At 36.1% G+C, this 22,036-nt stretch carries 14 protein-coding genes; 3 read left to right on the top strand and 11 right to left on the bottom strand.

Features of this window, described 5'->3' with window-relative positions; all coding sequences use genetic code 11:
- Positions 1–11: 11 nt before the first annotated feature.
- Positions 12–3,278, bottom strand: a complete 3,267-nt coding sequence (locus AC1RNE_RS06540; protein WP_492800220.1) for a SusC/RagA family TonB-linked outer membrane protein — start codon at positions 3,276–3,278, stop codon at positions 12–14.
- 70 nt (positions 3,279–3,348) lie between these two features.
- The gene (locus AC1RNE_RS06535) at positions 3,349–5,613 is read right to left on the bottom strand and encodes a fasciclin domain-containing protein (protein ID WP_492800219.1); all 2,265 of its coding nucleotides are present in this window, start codon (positions 5,611–5,613) and stop codon (positions 3,349–3,351) included.
- A 1,172-nt stretch (positions 5,614–6,785) separates the two neighbouring features.
- On the opposite strand from AC1RNE_RS06535, the gene AC1RNE_RS06530 reads away from it, so the two are divergent.
- A complete protein-coding gene (locus tag AC1RNE_RS06530) occupies positions 6,786–8,330 on the top strand; it encodes a sensor histidine kinase (protein ID WP_492800218.1) in 1,545 nt (514 codons plus the stop codon).
- A gap of 188 nt (positions 8,331–8,518) precedes the next feature.
- A complete protein-coding gene (locus tag AC1RNE_RS06525; RefSeq protein WP_492800217.1) occupies positions 8,519–9,205 on the top strand; it encodes a LytR/AlgR family response regulator transcription factor in 687 nt (228 codons plus the stop codon).
- A 32-nt stretch (positions 9,206–9,237) separates the two neighbouring features.
- Here AC1RNE_RS06525 and AC1RNE_RS06520 read toward each other — a convergent pair whose 3' ends face one another.
- The 7 genes from AC1RNE_RS06520 to secA form a co-directional block, all read right to left on the bottom strand.
- Complete coding sequence (locus AC1RNE_RS06520; protein WP_492800216.1) at positions 9,238–10,428, bottom strand: DUF5009 domain-containing protein; 1,191 nt, start codon at positions 10,426–10,428, stop codon at positions 9,238–9,240.
- Between the two features lie 19 nt (positions 10,429–10,447).
- Positions 10,448–11,557, bottom strand: coding sequence for a family 20 glycosylhydrolase (locus tag AC1RNE_RS06515; RefSeq protein WP_492800215.1), 1,110 nt, complete (start codon positions 11,555–11,557; stop codon positions 10,448–10,450).
- A 179-nt stretch (positions 11,558–11,736) separates the two neighbouring features.
- Positions 11,737–12,168 carry a nuclear transport factor 2 family protein gene (locus AC1RNE_RS06510; RefSeq protein WP_492800214.1) on the bottom strand — a complete coding sequence of 144 codons (432 nt, stop codon included), beginning with the start codon at positions 12,166–12,168 and terminating at the stop codon, positions 11,737–11,739.
- A 73-nt stretch (positions 12,169–12,241) separates the two neighbouring features.
- Entirely contained in the window at positions 12,242–12,856 is a 615-nt protein-coding gene (locus tag AC1RNE_RS06505) for an acyl-homoserine-lactone synthase (RefSeq protein ID WP_492800213.1), read from the bottom strand.
- Between the two features lie 117 nt (positions 12,857–12,973).
- Positions 12,974–13,462 (bottom strand): GyrI-like domain-containing protein, encoded by a 489-nt coding sequence (locus AC1RNE_RS06500; RefSeq protein ID WP_492800212.1) that lies wholly within the window; start codon positions 13,460–13,462, stop codon positions 12,974–12,976.
- 3 nt (positions 13,463–13,465) lie between these two features.
- Positions 13,466–14,533 (bottom strand): winged helix DNA-binding domain-containing protein, encoded by a 1,068-nt coding sequence (locus AC1RNE_RS06495; RefSeq protein WP_492800211.1) that lies wholly within the window; start codon positions 14,531–14,533, stop codon positions 13,466–13,468.
- Between the two features lie 290 nt (positions 14,534–14,823).
- Positions 14,824–18,192: a preprotein translocase subunit SecA gene (secA, locus tag AC1RNE_RS06490; protein ID WP_492800210.1), complete on the bottom strand. Its 3,369-nt coding sequence runs from the start codon at positions 18,190–18,192 to the stop codon at positions 14,824–14,826.
- Positions 18,193–18,543: 351 nt separating this feature from the next.
- Here secA and AC1RNE_RS06485 point away from each other — a divergent pair, with 351 nt between their 5' ends.
- Positions 18,544–19,020: a hypothetical protein gene (locus AC1RNE_RS06485; RefSeq protein WP_492800209.1), complete on the top strand. Its 477-nt coding sequence runs from the start codon at positions 18,544–18,546 to the stop codon at positions 19,018–19,020.
- A 115-nt stretch (positions 19,021–19,135) separates the two neighbouring features.
- On the opposite strand, the gene AC1RNE_RS06480 is transcribed toward AC1RNE_RS06485, so the two are convergent.
- Together AC1RNE_RS06480 and AC1RNE_RS06475 are read right to left on the bottom strand one after the other, a co-directional pair.
- Entirely contained in the window at positions 19,136–19,765 is a 630-nt protein-coding gene (locus AC1RNE_RS06480) for an NUDIX hydrolase (protein WP_492800208.1), read from the bottom strand.
- Between the two features lie 145 nt (positions 19,766–19,910).
- Positions 19,911–21,869 (bottom strand): M1 family metallopeptidase, encoded by a 1,959-nt coding sequence (locus AC1RNE_RS06475; protein WP_492800207.1) that lies wholly within the window; start codon positions 21,867–21,869, stop codon positions 19,911–19,913.
- Between the last annotated feature and the right edge of the window lie 167 nt (positions 21,870–22,036).

Genomic DNA, 22,036 nt, shown 5'->3' with positions numbered 1-22,036 from the left:
GCTTGGTTGGCTTAGAAAGTAGCCGCTATACCAAAGGTCACCGTTTTAGGTGCTGGTGTCATCGAGTTGTCTGTCGCTACTCTGAATGGGTCACTACCACGCATCTGTACTTCTGGATCTTGACCGCTATAGTTTGTCCAAGTCATTAAGTTTTCTACCGTTGCATAGGCTCTCAATGCTGTAATATTCAAGGTTTTCAAAAGCTCTTTCTTGAATGTATAGCTTACTGTAGCTGTTCTGAAACGTACGAATGAAGCATCTTCAACATATCTGTTAGACCCTAACCAGTTATAACCTGTGTTGTATAAGGCACGTGGTACCATTGTTTCATCGCCTTCTTTTCTCCAACGAGCCAATACCTCAGTACTTTGATTTCCGAAACCATACATATTGGTTGTATTCATACGTGTAGCATTTACTACGTCGTAATCGTTACGGAAGTTGAAGAAGGTAGTCAATTTGAAAGATTTATAAGTAACACTTGCTCCGAATCCACCTGTGAAAGCTGGGTTACTGTTTCCTAAATACACTAAGTCCATGTAGTTAATATTTCCATCTTTGTTAACATCTTCGTACATCGCATCACCCGGTTGGAACACGTAGTCAGTTTGTGGGTAATTGAAACGCATATAAACCGACTGAGCATCTGGTGTAATGATTGGCTCGCCACTTTTACCTCTAGCTACAGTAGCTGCTTTGTCTTTATAAACTCCTAAATAACGGTAGCCATAGAATGAACCAAACGGATTGTTTACTTGCATATATGTCATGTAAGCACCATTCAATGTTGAAATACCACCTTGACGAGGATATAAATCTGAGATTTCGCGGATTACGTTGACGTTATGAGCAATGTTCATGTTGAAATCTACCAACCATGATTTAGTCTTATAAGCATTCAAGTTTAAGCTGAATTCCCAACCTGAGTTTTCCATCGTACCCACGTTCATTTGAACAGTGTTGAAACCTGTAAACGCTGGAATCTGTAGGTCTTCAAAGAATAAATCTTTAGTACTGTTTTTGTAGAATTCAGCATCAATCGTTAATTTTCTGTTACGAGTAATTAAGTTGACACCAATGTTTCTACCAATGATACGCTCCCAACGGAGATTGTTCAACTGCATCGTTTGTGGTACAACACCAGCAGAACCAAGGTAAGACCATCCTAAAGTATTGTACTTGCCATAGAACAAATAGTCTTTGCGTGGAGCATTACCACTTTGTCCGTAACTCATTCTTAAGCCTAAGTGCTCAATTAAGTTATCGAATCTTTTCATGAAAGGTTCATCCGAAATAATCCATTTTGTTGAAATAGAAGGGAATAAACCATAACGGTAGTCTGGACCAAAACGAGAGTTACCATCACCACGAAGACCAACATCGAAGATATAACGATCTAAAAAGCCATAGTGAATGTTCCATAACAAACCAATGTTACGAGTCTGTGAAACACCTGATGATAATTTTGAAGTAGTTAAACGAGCGGGGTTAGTAACATCTGTTAAATCAGATGATGCCGTGTTGGTAACATAAGCTTCTTGCCAAACAGATTTTACATCAGATGTATTCAATGCCCACAAACTTGTGAAGTCATGTTTGGTGTTTTTCAATTTTGGTGTGTAAATCAAACTTGTTTTTGTTGTTACCGCAAAACCATCAGCATCACCATCTGTAGCAACGTTTACCGCAGGGCTAGTGAATGTTTGTCCTGTAGCAACTTGTGGTAAGAAAGAGTTTGTTTTATTATTATTGATGTCAAACTGAATATCAAAAGTAGCTATCCATCTTTCAGGTACTAAATCGTATTGTACTTGAAAGTGAGGAATAATTCTTTCTGAAATAATATTGTTTTTCGCAGACTCAACCATCGCAACAGGGTTATAAGTACCTGGGAAAGCACCCTGAATGTTTGTTAATGGCGAAAAGTAATTACCTGTTAATGTTCCTAAGTCATTGTATTCAAAAATACTCATGTTAGGCATTTTGCTATACGCTACCGAACGAATTAAATCTTTATTACTTGTTAATGCTGAAACATAGTTTCTTGCATTTGACGAGTGTGTAAACGATAAGTCAGTTTTGAAACGAATATTGTTTGATACGTTATAGTCAAGGTTAATACGTGTATTCAAACGGTCTAGGCCAGTACCAATTGTTGTTCCTTTTTGAGTAAAATAGCCAGTAGAAGCATAGTATTTAGCTTTTTCACCACCACCCGTAATAGAAACATTGTGGTCTTGAGAATAACCAATTTGTGTAATAGCATCTACCCAGTTGATGTTTTGCCCGTAGTTGTTGTACCAATAAGGGTCATTTGGGTCATACTGAAATTCTTTTACTGTTTGTGTATTCAATGGCACACCGTTTCTGTTCATGACAGCTTCAGGAATCAGCATAGAGTATTGGTCACCCGAAAGCATTGGAATAGCATTTGGTTGTTTAGAAACCGAACCTTTAAACGTATAAGTAACCTTAGGCGTACCTACTGTACCTCTTTTAGTATTGATTACAACTACACCATTAGCCGCTCTTGAACCCCACATTGCAGTAGCAGCAGCATCTTTTAACACAGCAATATTTTTAATATCCGACGGCGCTAAGTTCAATAAAGAAGCATAACCCATTTCATCGGCACTACCAAAGTTAAAGTCAGACGGAATAGATGTTTCATAAGGCATACCATCTACTACAATCATAGGGTCAACAGATGAGTTGATTGATGATGTACCCCTGATTCTGATTTGCATACCTGTACCCGGGTCACCCGAAGCAGCCGTAATATCTACCCCTGATAAACGACCTTGTAACATTTGGTCAATAGATGTTCCCTGCATATCTTCCACAGCCTTTGCATCAATTTTCGCAACGGCAATCGTAGTATTTCTTTCAGAAACCGACATCAAACCATTATCAGTCGGACGAGCCGAAACTACTACTTCGTCAAGGTCTGAAGTAGTTGCCTCAAACCAGATTTTTATCGAAGTACGTCCTTTGATATCAATCTTTTGAGTTTTGTACCCGATACTCGAAATCGAGAGTCTGTTATTGGCATTAGAAACCCTGATAACGAAGTTACCTTCCACATCCGAGCTTACCCCTTTGATGATACGGTTGTCGCGGTCAAGCTCAGCTACTGTAGCACCTATTACAGCAGAGCTATCTTTGAGGTCAATAATCTTACCTCTAACAGTATGTAAATTGGGTGTTTGTGCTATCGACAAATGTTGGCATAATAGCAATACACCTGTTATTATTAGTAATTTGGTAAAAATTTTCATTGGCTTATTTGCAAGTTTTTTTAAACGAGTTGTATGACCTATAAATCCACTAGTTGTTTACCCTTGGGGTCTAGTTGGCCTTTAAATAACCATCAATCAAATGAATCATCGCTCTGTTAGAAAGGTTGTTACTTTTATCAACTCGAACATTAGATTTCTTTGAAGTAGCATCTGCCAATTGCATCGCCCCTACGCTATTGAGTACAGTGACTTTTACAGGGTCGCCTACAGCATCTTTAAGCAAGGTTTCCATCGCTCCCGATTCTTTACCGTCTGGTGCAATTGATTTTTTGTTTAGGATATGATAACTGATAAAGTCTTCTACCTTCTTTTTATCAAGCAAACTAGCAGGGTTGAAATCTGGCGTTTTTACAGCTCCCGTACCCGTTCCTGGTAAAACACCAGCGTTTACTGCCGCTTGAATCGCTGCATTGTCAGGTACAAAGAATGTATAAAAACTACCTTCGTTTACATTGGCAATGGCAAATGTAGCAGCCGTGAAAATCGTTGAGTTTTTAAGGTATTGATAGAAATTATAATAAGGTAAATCTGAAGTAGCACCCAATACAGAAAGGTCTTTACCGATAGGGTCAGCAATGATGGTATTAGCTGGTGCAAAATTCAATAAACCAGTAGTATAATAAACCTTACCGTTTGAAGCCGTTTTAGATTTTACAATGCTTAACGGAGCCGTTTTAATACCTGTAGACGTTACTTTGTTGTTTTCGTATTTGATGTATTCACCATTGATTGCATCAATTACACCTTTTCCAGATAAATCATTCAATTGATTTTGTGGAGTGTAAACAACACTAGTAGCCACAATTCTTTGAAGGTTTGCTAAGATAGAAGTACCAGATGTACGCGTAGTAGTACCCGGTGCGGTATATCCCCATTCGCTATTCGCCACGTTTGATACAAACTTTGAAGGGTCATAGTCATAGCCAGCCGCTTTGAAGGCTTCGTCGCTAATCATAAACAAGGTATAATTTACTCTTGGGTTAAGGATGGTATTTTTCCAGTCCATATCCAATACTCTTGTCATGATGCTGTATTTAGGGTCTAGATACGCTTTTGAATAAACCGACGAGAAAAGGTTAGATTCTTGAACTTTGTTAGTACCATACAACAAAGCATTACTCAATACTTTTTTCTCAACAACGTTGCTAGCTGCATCAAAACGAGCTTCTTCGCCCAAAGCATTAAAGCTGTTTCTGAATTTCGTTGGCCAAACTGTCGTCGGGAACAAATGCGCATTGATAAGGTCGATGATAATTCCCGGAGGCATAGCATCCAACGAAGTATAGTTTTCTAATAATACAGTATTAATATACTGTGTCAGGACATCATTGGTAGGAATAAAGGCCGTCCACATATCTAACTGAGAATCATTATCTGCATTCTTCAAAAAGTTCTCGCAGTTAGGAGCGAAAGTCAAATACTTAGCACTACTAGCTTGTTTGTTGAATGTTTTGACATACACTTTGTCGCCTTTTCCAGTTAGGTTAGCATACTTAGTAGTCATTGGGTCATTCAAGGCATACGTTGCAGCGTATTTCTCAATCAGGTTTCTGAAAACACTGTATTGAGGCTTAGTACGTAGAAACTCATCGATAGAAGGCTGTGGTGTTAATACATGATCGATTTCGTGAATCATACCATTTTCAGCAAAAATATCTGCATTCACTACCTTCGCTTCCATTACATTGAAGCCCGTATAGGCTGAAGTAGGATAGAAGTAATTGTAGTCAGCAGCGCTCAATCCTATGGCTGTGAAATATTCGTCGATGAAATATGAAATATGCTTGTTGTTATTATCACCTACGATATAGTTATTATAAGGGCGGTTTAATGAAACAGCTTTTAGTTTAGTACCTTCAAAAGTAGTTTCATCATAGAAACCTGTATAAAAGGCCGTTTTTCTTCTGAAAGCTCTTGATTCTTGCCAGCCTAGGGGTGACTGATAGTCAGCCAGACGAGATTTATCAAAAGCATTAAAAACTAAAACGTTTTGTATAAGTTCGCGAGATTTGATAGAATCTAAGCTAGCCAATGTAAGGCCTGTTGTAGCAAAATAAGCTTTGAAGGCTTCATCATTGGGCGCAAAAAATGTCCAATAGCCAGCACTACTAAGGGTACGTTGATAGCCACTTTTATCAATGACTCCTAGCAATGTGGTAAAATTCCCTTTGTTTTGGAGTGTTTGATAAATGGGTGGCTCTAATGTTTCTGGACGTTTGTATATATCCAGCTCTTCTTTAGTACAGCTACTAAGCAAAGTGAACACGATGCCAAGCATGACAAAAAAATAACGAAAAGAGTATTGATACATCATTCTTTATGGTTTATGTATATTATAGGATTGTGATTTGAATTTTTTGATTTTGCTAATTTTTAAACAAACAGGTTTCACACGAAGATTTTTGACCTTCATTGATTCTTAAAATAAAATTGGATGAAACCCTTTTTAGAGTGTTATCTTATATAATAGTAGCAATTATTGTGGTAATGAAATGTGGCTTTGTTTGAGTATGTGTCTCCTTAACACATTTCAAGTAATTTATGAAGAAGTACTGTTTTGCTCATATAAAATAGTTTGTGTTATATAGTGATTTAATGATACTTTGGACTTGGGAAAACCCTTTTAGACTAGCTTTTAGGGATAAAAAAGTTTGATTTATGGTTTAATAATCTTGAAATTGTTTGTTTTTTCTAGCCTATTAAAGACTGATTTGATTTAATTCATAAAAACCATTTTTGTATTTTATGAATTATTTATTGTAAAATAACCTATTAAGCTTTCCCTGACCATCATGTACCATCCTGTAAGTACTGTTAAATGTCGGAATAGTGCAATTATTGATACTCATTGAATTGTAATTTTTTTTTAATTATTTTTTTGAGGAGGTCAATAAGAGGAGAGTATATTTTAAAAAAATAAAAGAATAATTAAGGATAAGCTATATCGTCTAACTACTTTGTTGATAAAAAAAAACGAGAGATTAGCAAAGATATTTAACTCACTAGGCAGATGAGTTATATTTCGTAAAAAGCTGAAATAAAGTGTTATACCTTACTTTTTAACAGACAAGTGAATAGATAGATTAATATAGTCAATTGGTGCAAAAATGCTGAAAATCAATATCCACTACGCAAAGTCAAAAAAAAATGCTAATGATATATATACTTAAAATAGTGATTTATCCTCCCATAAATTGTCAATTATAATGAACAAATAGCTATTTTAAAGCCCATGATTCAGGATGGTAATAACGGCAATCGTTGTATTTTTCCAATACCAAATTATTTAATAAAAAATGATTTTTTTTATTTTTCTGTCCTTTTCTATTATTCTTTTGGGAAAAAACAGGACACTTTGATAAAATAATACTGACTTTACCCTCTAAAAAGGATAACATCTTACATTTCACCCCAAATATCCATGTGTTTAAAACATTTTAAAATACGCAAAAGGCTAGCATACTAGTTTTGAAGAAAAAAAACGACATGAATGCACACGAGAGACTCAGACCTTACGAATTGTTTTTTATTCTTTTAGCCATTACCCTTTACATCCTCAGAAGGCTCTTTGGGATTGCTTCTGATTTTGATTCTGATATAGAATACCTGCAACATATTCCTATAAGTAACCGTATTATTTGGGCAGATCTTTCTGACTATAATCAATATGTCAATAATATATTTCCAACAGTAGTCGCTGCACTACTTTTTACTACAGCATGGGGTATTTTTCATTTTATTGTTTTCCCTGAAATCAAAAAGAAGCATATTGATGCCTCCACAATTATCCTATTACTTTTATCAATGGCTTTGGTAGTAGCTAGTTGTTATGTATTCAAAGAGTTTAAACTTTTTTGGCGGTTTCGGTATGATGATTACGGGAATGCTATTGGTTTTAAAGTGTTTTCTCTTTATCGAAAATTACATGTGCTGACAGACGCTTTTGGAGTAATGATTATCATCGGTTTTTACGAAGTTGTTGCTCAGTTATATTATTATACTGCCGAATTGTATGAAACCAAACAAGCACCTAAGCATCAGATACTAAGTAATGTTATTCTTGGGATAAGTGTATTTGCTATTACCTTTTTTTCCCTTTTTGGAAAAGTAGCAAACCTAATTGTAGGCAGTACGGGGCTTGTCACTGGGGTTACTCAAATTCTCTTAACGGTTGGGATCCATTATTTCTGTTATAAAAAGATAATTCCTTATTTTGTAAAGCTCAATTATAGTAAACGAGAAAACCTGATAGTACCTACACTATTGATTTTTTCCTATTTCCTGTCGGTTATCATTTTATATTTACTTTGGTATAGAATGGGCAATAGAGGATATTTTGCAGGAACGGTTATTTTGCCCAATGTATTCGGAGGAATCTCAGCCATTATTCGTTGGATATTCTTTGAAGAAAAGAAACAATTACAAACACAAGTATTTAAGAAATCTGCTGAACTGGATACTTTGCGGACACAAATAAATCCACACTTTTTGTTTAACGCTTTAAATACCTTATACGCTGTTGCATTGAAAGAAAATGCAGATAAAACCTCTACTGGTATTCAGAAACTAGGCGATATGATGCGGTTTATGTTGCACGAAAACCACCAAGACCGTATTCCAGTAAGTAAAGAGATTGAGTATTTAGAGAATTTTATCGATATTCAGCGAATGCGTTTGGATGAATCTCACGAGATAGAAATTCGGGTAAATATTCAGCCACTCAATCATGAAATTTACATAGCACCGATGTTGTTGAATCCGTTTGTAGAAAATGCGTTTAAACACGGTATTAGTTTCAGAAAACCCTCTTGGATATATATTACGCTTACATTTGATGCCAATAAACTTTATTTTAAAGTGCATAATTCTTTGCATCCTAAACAAGAAAACGACACAGAAAAACACTCGTCTGGGATTGGGCTAGAAAATGTAAAAAAACGACTAGAGTTGATTTACCCCCAACGATATAGCTTGGACATTCAACAATCGGAACAGGATTATTTTGTGGCATTAACGTTTGTTATTTTTTGAGGGATTGGTTGAGTGATTAATAAATAGTGATTGGTGATTAGATGTGTGTTTACTTTAAAGCAAACAGCTAATGTCTTAATTTTACACTATATTTATTACACTTCAACAAAGAAATCACGTATAAATAATTTTCTAATCACTATTTACCAATCACTAATCACTCAAACAAACCAATCACTCAAAAAGAAATGACAGCCATTGCTATCGACGACGAACCAAAAGCATTAGAAGTAATAGAAATTCATGCCTCCAAAATTCCCTTTCTGGATTTGAAGGCAACTTTTACTGATGCCTTCGAAGCGATTCCATATCTACAAAACAATAAAATAGACCTTATTTTTTTAGACATCAAAATGCCCGACATATCGGGGATAGAGTTTGTCCACTGTTTGCAGAAAGTACCGATGGTGATATTTACTACAGCCTATTCTGAATATGCTGTTCAAGGTTTTGAGCTAGATGCCCTCGACTATCTTTTGAAACCTTTTTCACTGGCTCGTTTTATGAAAGCCTGCAACAAGGCACTATCTATAAAGCAATTGAAAGAAGGAGAGGAGCGAGATTTTATTTTTATCAAGACGGGCTATGAAGAAGAAAAAGTGTTTTTTGATGATATAATATACATCGAAGCCGAAGGGAATTACCTCACCTTTATGTTGAAAAATGGCAAATTGCTCAGTCGTCAAACCATGTCTGATATTTTACAAGTATTACCCGAAAAGCTATTTGTCCGTATCCATCGTTCCTACATTATTGCTTATAATAAAGTAGAAAAAATAGCCCGCCAAGCAGTTTTTATCCAAGGAATAGAAATACCGATTGGAGCATCGTATGAAGATAACTTAGACTTGATTAAAGATAAATTGAAAGGATAAGTAGCTCGACTTTCCAAGTCGAGCCACAAATCTCAAATTTTCAATTTAATATTTATCCTACCCAGTAAAGTAGCAATACCAATAATGATAAACGAGTAAATCAATGATTTTACTAAGCCTACTATACCCGTAGTGAGAAAAGCAGGTAAGGCAATACTTGATAGATTAGCGATGCTATAATATAAATAAGGAATCAAATAGCAAGTCAGCGTGCTAGTACCCGCAGTTTTGATACTTTTAAACCAATGAGCCTTTGCTTTGATGTCAACGACGTAGTAAATCAAAGCATAAAAAATAAAGGAAATGCCACAGCAAAGGAAAACCCAAGTAGGCGTTGCTAGAATTTTTGAAATAATAAAATACTGTCTTAGTATAAAGCCCAGTATTAATAATACGATACCGATTATCACATAAACCCCTACCAGTTTTTGACGATTTTCAGAACTAGCATATTGTTCTAACAACACACTAGCCATGATACCTGCAAAAGCAAAAGCAAAGAAAGCACCATTCGCCAAAATCCAATCAGAAGGACCTGTACTCCAAATTTTCTGTAACAATCCTGCATGACCAGCAATGGCAAAAAGATTGAAAAGCACAGTAAAAAAAACGAGTAAATATGTTTTTTGATGGGTAAATAAGTAAATAAGGGCTGCTGTAAGATAAGTCCAGCCAATAAGACCTAAAATTCCCCACCATTGTGGTGTCATACCTATTGTATTATTGTCAGGTCCCGCTTTGAAAATATAGGCTAATATTAATAATAGCATTACTCCTAAAGCCTGTAATCCCAAAAATATTTTACCTTTCAATCCTTCTGTTTTAGGATAAACATTCCAAATCAAAAAGAAGCCTAAAACCATCAATATCTGGAATACTTCACTACTCATTCCCGTAGCTGTTTCATTAATTTCGGGTACGTTTACCGTAAACACACCCATGATTAGCAAAGCTATCGAACGCGTAATAATGTGTTTGGTTAGTTGTAGAGAAGTATCGCCTTTGGCAATACGGTTTTTAATGGCAAAGGGAATAGCCATGCCAAGGATAAATAAGAAACATGGGAATACAGTATCAGCCAGTCCCATACCATCTTGCTCGGCTTCGGTGTGTTCTAACCAAAGAGGTATATCTTTCAATGTCCAGAGGTCATTTACAAAAATCATTAACAGCATTGTTAATGCCCTGAATATATCGATTGAAAAAATACGTTTGGTTTCCATCAGGTTATAAAGTTAGCTATTATTTCTCAAGGCGATTTATCTCTGTAAACATTGCTCTAAAACAATTAGCAGAAGTGTTTTCTTCCGCTACTTTATTGGAATTTCTTCCATAAAATTCATCTAAAAAACTTTCAGCACTAGACCAAACCGTTTGCATCATTCCTTGAAAATGCGGTTTCATCGTTGATGTTGCCGACTGTCTGAATTTGACCATATCCTGTGTTTGAGTTACTGCAAATTTGGGCATTCTCCACGGGCAAGTGATTACGTTTAACCCTTTCATCGCAAAATAAACAGCCGTTTGGTCAGGACGTTCATAGTGCCAATCACAGATGGTAACGTCTTTAGAAATCAAGTCAATGGCTCGGTGAGTGTTGTTAAAACTAGCTTCCCACATACCAATGCCCGTTGTTTTGCCGTCAATTAGACGGTCACCCCAAATCCAAAGTTTTCTATTTTTCAATGCCAAATGATTTCTGATTTCATTTACTTCTCCTGCGAACAATTCAGCTTTATCTCTTCCCGAACATCTTGGACATTTATCATCGCCAATATAAAATACTTCGTCCATTCCTGCATGAAACGCCTCGCTTTCAAATGCCTCGCAGATTTCATCCACAAGCTCAAAAACTACTTTATGTACTCCTGGATGTAGAGGACAATAGCTTTTACAATACAATCCGTCTGGATTAGGCCAAACGTATTTTTCTGGCATTTTTACAGCAGGCGTTTCATCAAATTCTGGATATACTTTTAGTAAATTAGTAGTGGTGCTTGCCCAAGACTGATGCCCCAATAAATTGATTTGTGGGATAATGCGGATATTGTTTTTCTGGCAAACCTTTACCAATTTTTTAACATCTTTTTTAGAAAGAGCCTCAGGGTCTCTGAGTTCGGGGTGACTTTCAAATTGATAATTATAGTCAACCCGTAGAATCAACGTATTTACTTGTCGAGGAGCAAGTTCTTCTTGGATAAACTTAACGAAATCGTCAATTTTTTGTGCTTTTGGAGCAGTAATACAAAAACCACGCGTAGGAAGAAGGCTATCAATTTTTGATTGAGCCACCAAGTTATTCCATAGAGCCGTACAAAAGCTAATAAGTAAGATAAGAGAAAACTTAGCCATAGTTATAAGAGCGTAATTAGATTGGATGTGCTTACAAGTTGGCTAAATTCAATAAGGATAACAAGGGCTATAAAGCCTAAAAGCAGGCAAAACAGGTCAGTTTAAAGCTTATTTTATAGAAAAATATGGATAAGTAGGTATTATATTTCCGTTTCGATAAAAAAAGTAGCTTTTATCTGCTATTCAAAATTATCGTAATAGGTAAAGTCTTTAGTAATCAGTCCATTTTCAATGGTGAAAATTGTACAGATAGGTAATTTAAAAACAGATTTATCAGGAGCAGTGCCAGTAGAGATAAATTCTACTACAATATTGTTATCACCCGAAGGATAAATGTTAATAACAGAATCTTTCAAATCGGGAAATAGTTGATTCAGCTCGCTGTATTTTTTGAAGGTTTGTGCTCTTGTTTGTTTAACAATACCTTGACCCAAGGAAGGGTCTTTGAAGTCGGCAGTTTCAGTGTACATATCAGCCATCTTTTGCCATTCATGTTTGTTGAAATACTCGAAATATTGTTTTACTAATGTTTCGTTGGTATTGACTTCTGTTTTGGGTTTACAAGCAATAAATATAAAAATGGTGATAATGAAGGCGAATGTATTTTTCATGGGTTCAAAGTTTGTATAAGGTTTAGGATTTAGATTAGACAACTTTTAAAAAGTTGTCTAATCGTATCTTTTATTATAAGAATTTATGGGTCATATCAACCCCAGCCTTTTTACAAGCTTGTTGTAACATAACTTCGCTAACAGTTAAAATTATTGCAAAAGACTTATCGTCGGGTGTATCAATTAACTTTCCAATAGGAGTTGGGTCCCAGTCAGCATACCTTCTAATTACAGGCAGAATCGAGTCTGTTGAAAGGGAAATATAATTGATAATACCATTTTTCAACCCAAATTCTATAACAGAGCCTATCATCATTGCCATGATTTTTAATTTTGTTTTACCTCTTATTTCTTGTGAAGTACAAAATCTTGAAATTTCCCATATTGTAGAACACTTTGGAAGTTCAATTTTGCTAACAGATTGAGGATATATTTCGTGAATCATGTAAGGGAAATTAGTAGAAATTAGTCTACAACAGGCATTTACTTCTCCCTCTTCAGTTTTAGAAAAAATATAAATAGCATTATTGTTATCATATTGGTCAGTTTCCATCTCATCATTAATAATTAATCCTGCTGTCCATTTTAATTCCTTTACAAAAACATTATACCTCAACTTTAACATTGAGATTTTAACTTCTCTAGGAATCTCATTCCACCTTTTACACTCAAATGTGATATTATGCATATATTTAAATTGTAGGAACATTATTGAAATAAGTGTTGGAATTTTAGATTAGACAACTTTTTAAAAGTTGTCTAATCTTGCTTCAAAGTTAAGGAAATCAGTCAATTAACATCAAAATTATATGATTTTTTGCTTAATAGGTATCCATATCTCTTCTTCCGAGTTCGGGTCATCATTAATATACTTATCACCCAATATTTCAAAATGGACTCTGTCTTCTAAATCATATTCAGAATTTGGCAACCAAGTCCCGAAGATGTATTGAAAAGTTTGTGGACCGGTTGCAGCAGCTCCTTTGTGGATAAATACAGCGTACAATCCACCATGAAGGGTAAAGGCTTCCATACCTTCTGGGATGTTATCAAAATCACTTACTTCCATTGCGGCCCATTTTTCGAAAACTGCCGTTGGATTGAAATTGATAAAATCATGAGATGACGTATAGACTTGCAAACAATATAAATCATTACTTAAAGTATTGGGTATTTCCTTTCTTCTTGGCATAAAACTTTGCCATAATATCCTTGTTTTATTATCAGCAAAAGACATTTGGATGCCTTTTCCAACTAATTTCTTTTCTAATAAGGTCTCTATTCTTGGAGTCATGTCTTATGCTTTAAGATTTACTTTCCTACCTACAAAATTTCCGTATTTTTCTATTGCTTTCAATATTTCTTGTGCCTCTATCGTTGAATTAGGGAAGTTCAGAGCTATATGAACTGTATCTTTTTTAAAACTACGTTTCCATGAGCCTATTACATTCCCATTGACCAATATGGAAGGATTGAAAATGCCATTAGCTGTAATAATATCTTTGTTCAATGAAGGAATAAGCGACGCCGATCTATCTTTATAACTAATCAAAAACTCATCAAAAGCAGGTAAAAAATGAATAATTGTAGTTGACAAACTTTTATAATTAACTAGTTCAGTAAACCAATAAGTTTGATGTTCAATCGTGAAGTAATGAAGTGTTGGTTTAATGAGTTCTAAAGCCATTTTAGCATTACCAGCAGTTAATCCCGACCACCAAATGAAATCTTGTAAGGTAGCTGGCCCATGACTTTGGAAATACTTTTTTGCTAATGTTGCCAGAGCTTCTTCTTTACTAAGCATTTTTGTAGGAGGAACTCTTTCATCAAGCAAAGCATAAGTAAACTGTTTGCCCTGTATAATTCCATTGCAAACGATACCGTCTTGTTCAGCATCTATCATGATTAATGCCGAACGAATATCATCCGTTTGAATACCATGACTATTGAGTTCGAGCATTATTTGATCACGAGTCAGGTGCTGATTATCTCTTAAAATCTTCTCGATAATCGCCTTGCAATGATTTAGGATATTGCTGTCTAACTCAAATTTTTTAGACATCACTGCATTTTTCTGCTTTATCTGCGGAGCTGTAAGCATCAACATCCAGCGAATATCTTCGGCAGAGACAAAGTGCCAAGTAGGGCGTAAAATATGCGTACGGATGATTTCGGCATTATTGATAGCCTGTTCGATGGCTTCTTCATTAATTCCTAGTCTTAACCCAATAGCCCATTTTGCCATTGCATAATCTTGTGCTTGCATTGCGCCAAAATAAGCCAATATATCTTTGGGCGATGTAAAATCTGTCCCAACAAGTTGGTGTTTCAATAGGCGATATTGAGCGATATCTGTGAGTAACATTGTTGGGGTGATAAGGCTGGTTTTATGTTATCAATCATAAGCAAACTACCCAAATTCCTGAACAATGCCAAAAGTACTTTTGATAATTGGATTAAAATTTTAGCTACGATATGTATTTTAAATCCCTTGTGTTGAATTCTATTATGTTCTCAAAAAATAATACCGAACTCACAGTTCGCCCAGAGGGCTTATGCGAATAGGTGTCACTCGGTGAAACCGAGCGACTGCGTTACAAAAAATGCCCCAATCTTTCGACTGAGGCATTTGCAATAAATTTTATCAAAATAACATTACGCAATTACTACTGCAATGCCTTTTTCTACATCTTGTTCTACTGTTTTGTATTTGATGTTTTCTTTGATAGAACCATCACGATACTGAACCGTTACTCTTTGGTTACGGTCAGCAATTTTTACTGCTTGGCGTGGAGCAACTTTTTCAACTACCTGAGCACTTGGGTCATGATAATCGTTTTCGTCGCCTCTACCACCTGCTAAACCTCCCAATAAAGAAGAAATCGCTTCGTCTTTTTGTACTTGTAGCTTTGGCTGTGGAGCCTGACGACGTTGTTGTGCCGCTGGTTCAGCTTCTTGAACTTCTGGCATATCTGCTTTCATCAAGAAACTTACTGTATCTAAGTTGATTCTGCTTAAGAAACGTTCAAACAACTTAACCGCTTCAAATTTATAGACTAACAATGGGTCTTTCTGCTCGTAGCTTGCGTTTTGAACCGATTGTTTCAAATCGTCCATATCACGTAAATGTTCTTTCCATTCTTGGTCAATCAAACTCAATGCGATTGATTTTTCCATTTCTTGAATCAATTTACGACCATTAGTGTCAAGCGTTTCTTGGGCATCAGCAAATAATTGCGACATCATCGTGCCACTCATCAAAGGGACTTGCATCCCAGCATAACCATGCGTGATTGCTTCGTTAGCAAAAGCAACTACTTTTTCAGCAAGTCCTTTGTTTTTGATATGATATTGCTTCTCAGCCGCATCGTACAAACGGGTAGTACGTTGTTGTGTATTCAATCTACCGATTTCTTCACGTGTAAACGGAGGTTCAATACCTAAAATTTCAATACAACGTAATTCTAATTCATCATAACTAATGTTGTTTTGAATGATTTCAGAACATACATCATACGTATTATTGGCAATATCCAACGCCAAACGCTCACCGAAAAGGGCATTTTGACGACGCTTATAAATCGCATTACGTTGGTAGTTCATTACGTCATCATATTCTAATAGACGCTTACGAATACCAAAGTTGTTTTCTTCTACTTTTTTCTGAGCTCTTTCTACCGAAGAAGTAATCATCGAGTGCTGAATTACCTCGCCTTCTTCCATACCCATTCTGTCCATCACTTTTGCGATACGGTCTGAACCGAACTTACGCATCAAGTCATCTTCTAATGAAAGGAAGAACTGAGAAGAACCTACGTCACCTTGACGACCAGCACGACCTCTCAACTGTCTGTCAACTCTTCGTGACTCATGTCTTTCAGTACCTACAATTGCCAAACCTCCTGCATTACGCGCTTCTGGTGATAGTTTAATATCTGTACCACGGCCCGCCATGTTGGTAGCAATCGTTACTTTGCTTGCCTGACCAGCTTCTGCAACGATGTCTGCTTCGCGAGCGTGCTGTTTGGCATTCAATACATTGTGTTGAATTTTACGAATCGTAAGCATACGGCTTAATAATTCAGAGTTATCAACAGATGTTGTACCCACCAATACTGGACGACCGGCATTTACTAATTCTTGAATTTCGTCGGCAACGGCATTGTATTTTTCACGAACAGTTTTGTAAACTTTATCTTCGTGATCGAAACGAGAAATCTTGCGGTTTGTCGGAATCGTTACAACGTCTAATTTATAAATCGTCCAGAATTCACCTGCTTCAGTTTCGGCAGTACCTGTCATACCACAAAGTTTGTGGTACATTCTAAAGAAGTTCTGTAAAGTAATCGTAGCATAAGTTTGTGTAGCATCTTCGATGTTTACACCTTCTTTGGCTTCAATGGCTTGGTGCAAACCGTCTGAATAACGACGACCTTCCATAATACGACCTGTAGACTCATCTACAATCTTCACTTTACCTTCGTCCAATACATATTCTACGTCTTTTTCAAATAATGTAAAGGCTTTTAGCAATTGGCTAACTGTATGAATACGTTGAGTTTTAGCAGAATAATCACGGATTAAAGCTTCTTTCTTAATCAAACGTTCTTGTTCTGTAATGCCTAACGCTTGCTCAATTTGATTCAAATCAACTGATAAGTCAGGAATAACGAAGAAATCAGGATTTTCAACCATGCGAGTCATAAAGTTCAGACCTTTTTCGGTCATCTCTACTTGGTTGTTTTTTTCCTCAATCGTAAACATCAACGGAGCATCTGCTTCTGGCATCAATTTCTGATTTTCAGCCAAATAAATGTTCTCTGTTTCTTGTAAAATCTGCTTAATACCTGTTTCAGACAAGTACTTAATCACTGGACGAGATTTTGGTAAACCTCTGAAAGCACGGAATAAAGCCAAGCCACCTTCTTTTTTATTACCAGCAGCAATCAATTTTTTCGCTTCTACCAAGAAATCTTGTACCAATTTCTTTTGTTGCTCTACCATACGAGCCACCAAAGGATTGAAAGCATCAAATTCTTGCTCGTCACCACGGGCCATCGGTCCACTGATAATCAAAGGAGTACGGGCATCATCAATTAAAACTGAATCGACCTCATCGACCATGGCAAAATGGTGCTTGCGTTGTACTTGCTCTTCTGGAGTACGTGACATATTGTCACGTAAATAATCAAAACCAAATTCGTTGTTAGTTCCGTAAGTAATATCTGCCAAATAGGCCTGACGACGTTCTTCCGTGTTAGGGTCGTGTTTGTCAATACAATCAACTTTTAAACCGTGGAATTCAAATAAAGGAGCATTCCACTCAGAGTCACGCTTGGCTAAGTAATCGTTTACAGTTACTAAGTGTACACCCTGCCCAGCCAAAGCATTTAAGTAACAAGGTAAAGTAGAAACTAATGTTTTACCTTCACCCGTTGCCATTTCGGCAATTTTACCTTGGTGAAGTACCACACCACCAATTAGTTGAACATCGTAGTGAATCATATTCCACTCGATTTCATTTCCAGCCGCAAGCCATTTGTTATGCCAGATGGCTGTTTCACCAACAATCTCAACGTTTTTCTTTTTAGCAGCAATAAATTTATCGTGAACCGTAGCGGTTACTTCCAGTTTCTTGTTCTCGGTAAACCTTCGGGCGGTTTCCTTCACTACGGCAAAAGCCTTCGGAAGAATTTCGAGTAATACTACTTCTAGTTGTTTATCACGATCAAGCTGTAATTTATCAATTTGATTGAAAATTGTTTCTTTAGCATCAACAGACATCTCTTGGTTAGCTTCTACTTCTAATTTTAAATCAGAAATTTCGGCATCAATTTTTGCAAGGTTTTTCTGTATAATAGCCTTTAGGTCAGCGGTTTGTTGACGGAGCTGTTCGTCTGAAAGATTGCGAAGAGTAGCAAATTCTGCATTGGTTTTAATCACGTAAGGCATCAATTCCTTGATGTCTCTTTCTGATTTTGTACCAAACAGTTTTGTTACTGCTTTTGTGATTGAATTTATCATTGTATTGGGTTTTAATCATTTAGAAGTAATGATTGAATTAATTTTCTCAATCATTTGTATTACAAACTAAAAATAGAATACTTACAAATTTAGTTCATTCAACGCTTTTAAAAACAATTTCTGTATAATAATATTGCAGATTGGTACTTTATAAAGTCTTAAAAATATATCCCTCAAAAATAATGCCTTTATAATCAGCGTTTTACAGAAACTATGTTTAGCGGTAATTCAATATGCTAAAAGGAACTTTATTTATTTAATATTTTTAATCATTTAAAATAGTGAACTAAAAATATAGTTTTAAAAATATATTATCTATATTTAACCTTTGATATTAAACAACAGCAAATAATGGAACAAGCATCGCCACGTCGTCGTCCACCTCGCCCCAAACTAAAAATGCCTTTAATTGGCAATATGCTTGGCGGAGCAAATAATTCTTCTGCCAAAGACCCGAGTTTTTTGTCGAGTAAATTAACCCCTTTGATTGTGGGTGTGGTAATCGTTATTTATGCGATAGAATACTTCAGAGGGAAAAACGATACACACAGAGTATATCAAGGTGTTTCTGATATAAAAGAAATGGCTTGGGATGGAAAAGTTGCCAAAAAATGGGTCAATATTATTCCTCCAGATAATGACATTCACTATATGTTTCAAATAATTGATGCCAAAGGAGAAGTTCAAACAGTAGATTTGGGAGACGAGAAGGCTGGATTAGGGGATTTGATGATGCCGAAAAATACGTTAATTAAAAAAGCAGGAAGTTTTGATGTAACTGTAAAAAGATATTTTAAGAACGATACGACGATTGTATTGAAGTATTGAAAAGGCTTTCTTTAGCTATGAGCCGTGAGCTATCAGCTTTGAGCTTTTTAATTAATATATCATTAATAATAATATAAAAACTCAAAGCTGATAGCTCAAAGCTCACGGCTTAAACCTAATCAAGATACACCTCTTTTTCAGGATTATCTTTGTATTCAAACATCATTTCAATTTGGGAAAGAACATTTCTAGGCTCTGAAAGGAGAGGGAGGTTTCCAATTCCGAAATATTGAATATCTGACGTCTCCACAGTATTTACTAAAATCTCACCACCTATTTTTTTGCAAAGAATAAATAGTTTATAAACATACCAAGCTTCCTGTGGATGTGGGTGATTTTTCTTATCCATTACGGCTAATAAACGAACAGCTTTTACATCCAATCCTGTTTCCTCTTGTACTTCTTTTACTGCCACTTCCGAAGGAGTATAACCAACATCCGCCCAGCCCCCTGGCAATGCCCAACGGTCGTCCACTCTTTCTTTTACCATTAGAATTTCGCCCTTTTCATTAAAGACTACTGCTCTTACATCTACTTTAGGCGTTTGGTATCCATCTCGTTCTTCAGTAAACAAAGCCCCAAATTTTTCGATAGGTTCGTCAGTTAATTTTTCTAAAATTTGTACACTAAGGTCAGATAATTCTTGGTAACGGTCTTTATCGTAAAGACTTTCTGTATAAAATAATCCAGCCTGAGCAATTGCTTGAATTCTTTTAGCCATTGCTAGCCAATCTGTGTTTTGCATAATAAAGTAAGGGTTTATTTTAGGCTATTAAATTAATATCAGAAAAAGCAATGTGCAAAAATTGCACATTGCTTTTTCGTCAATATAAATTCACTAAAATGTATCAAAAAGGGTCAACCATTGGCTAACCCTTTTTCATAAATCCTTAATTCGGTTTAGGAGCCTTATAATTTAAAGGCTTCCAAGTATTATTTTTTGAATTGAAATCTGGGAAAGCGTGGTCTGGGTCTATCGTTACAGATTTTAGGGGTAAGTTGGTCGTTGTTTTAAAAGTCCAAGTACCGCCTCTTTGCCAAATTTCTACAGGTAATGTAACTCTTTCCTTGGTTCCGCCTACCATTTCCATTTCTACAACGGCAGGCATGGCTAATTTTTCTAGGTTTTCAATCACGATAATTGCACCATTTTTGGGGTCTTGTTCTATATACTGTACATCTTTTACAGACTGGTCTAGTTTCCAAGTTTCATAGAACCAACCTTTCCAGAACCAAGATAAATCTTCGCCAGCGGCATCTTCAATCGTCTTAAAGAAATCATAAGGAGTTGGATGCTTAAATGCCCAACGTTTAATGTACTCACGGAAAGCATAATCAAAACGTTCTTGTCCAAGTATTTGCTCACGCAATAGTTTCAGCCCAATAGCAGGTTTGTAATAAGCTTCATAGCCTAAGCTATTTGGTTGGATAACATCAGGGATATTCATGATAGGCTCGGCAGTTTCTCTGAAAAGCTGTTTCGACATTTGGTGCATATCTATTTTATTGCCTTTGTATTCTCCGTTATTAAAATTATCAGTCGAATAAAAATTGATAAAAGTATTGAAACCTTCGTCCATCCAAGCAAACTTACGTTCGTTCGTGCCTACAATCATTGGGAACCAGTTATGTCCAAATTCGTGGTCTGTTACACCCCAAAGACTTTCGGTTTGGTCACGCATTCCGCAGAATACAATACCCGGATATTCCATACCGCTAATAGAACCTGCTACATTGGTTGCGACTGGATAAGAATATTCATAAAGCCATTTTGAATAATATTCAATACAACCTTTTACATATTCGGTAGAGCGTGCCCATGCTTTATCGCCTGCTGATTCAACTGGATAAGCTGACATCGCTAATGATTTTTTACCACTTGGTAAATTGATTTTGGCAGCATCAATAATAAATGATTTTGAACTAGCAAAAGCTACGTCACGGGCATTCGTACAACGGAATTTCCATGTGATTTTTCCTTCTTTTTTAGGACGAGAACCACTTGTTCCTACTTCATCTTTACCCAAAATCATGACTGTTTTATCACTATTAGACGCTTCTGAAAAACGTTTGATTTGCTCAGCCGTCCAACAATCATTTGGATTAATCAATTCTCCCGAACCTACTACGATATGCGAAGCAGGCACCGTTACAGCGTATTCAAAATTTCCATATTCTAAGTAGAACTCACCAGCCCCTAAGTATGGCAATACGTTCCAACCCTCAATATCATCGTAAACAGACATCCTAGGATACCACTGAGCCATTTCAAAAATAGTCCCATTTTTTACCTCTTGCGTTCCCATACGGTCTGAGCCATATTTGGGGATAGGGAAAGAGTAGGAGATTTTAATTTTAGTAATCCCATTGCGTTCAACCAGTGGCGATGCCAATTTGATTTGCATACGGGTATCATTTACTAAAAAGTCAGCAGGTTTGCCATCAATAGTTACCGACTTTATTTGATAACCTCCTTCAAAGCTTGTGTTACCAAAACGACCACCGTTGATAGGCGTAGTAAGTCCTCCGCGTGATTTGGTGTTGAATTGGTTTTGGTCTAATTGTAACCACAAGAAATTCAATTTATCAGGCGAAGCATTTTTGTAGGTAATCTCTACATCGCCTTCAACTATATTTTTTTCGTCGTCTAATGCTATATTGATTTTATAATCAGCTGAGTTTTGCCAGTAAGTAGTACCAGGCGCACCTGTTCCACTTCTAGTAGGAGTAGAGAGTGTATAATTGAACAAAGGGTTGAACAAATCGTACTGACTATAGTTTGATTTTTGTTGTGAAAACAAACTTTCTGACCCAAAGAGTAAGCAAGCTGCTAAAAGTAGTTTTTTCATTTGTAAAGGAATTTTATGGTAATCTATATAATATTCAACGCTCAATATAAAAACTATGTTATATGCTGTGCAAGATATTCATTAAAAATAGAAAACTACAAGGGTTTGTCATTAATAGGTTATAAATAATCATGGGTGCTTTTGATAAGTTAAATATTCACGTATGC

The sequence above is a fragment of the Arcicella sp. GW822-FHT02H01 genome (assembly GCF_058802005.1).
Note: the sequence above shows the minus strand (reverse complement) of the source record. Positions and strands in the feature narration are given on the sequence as shown.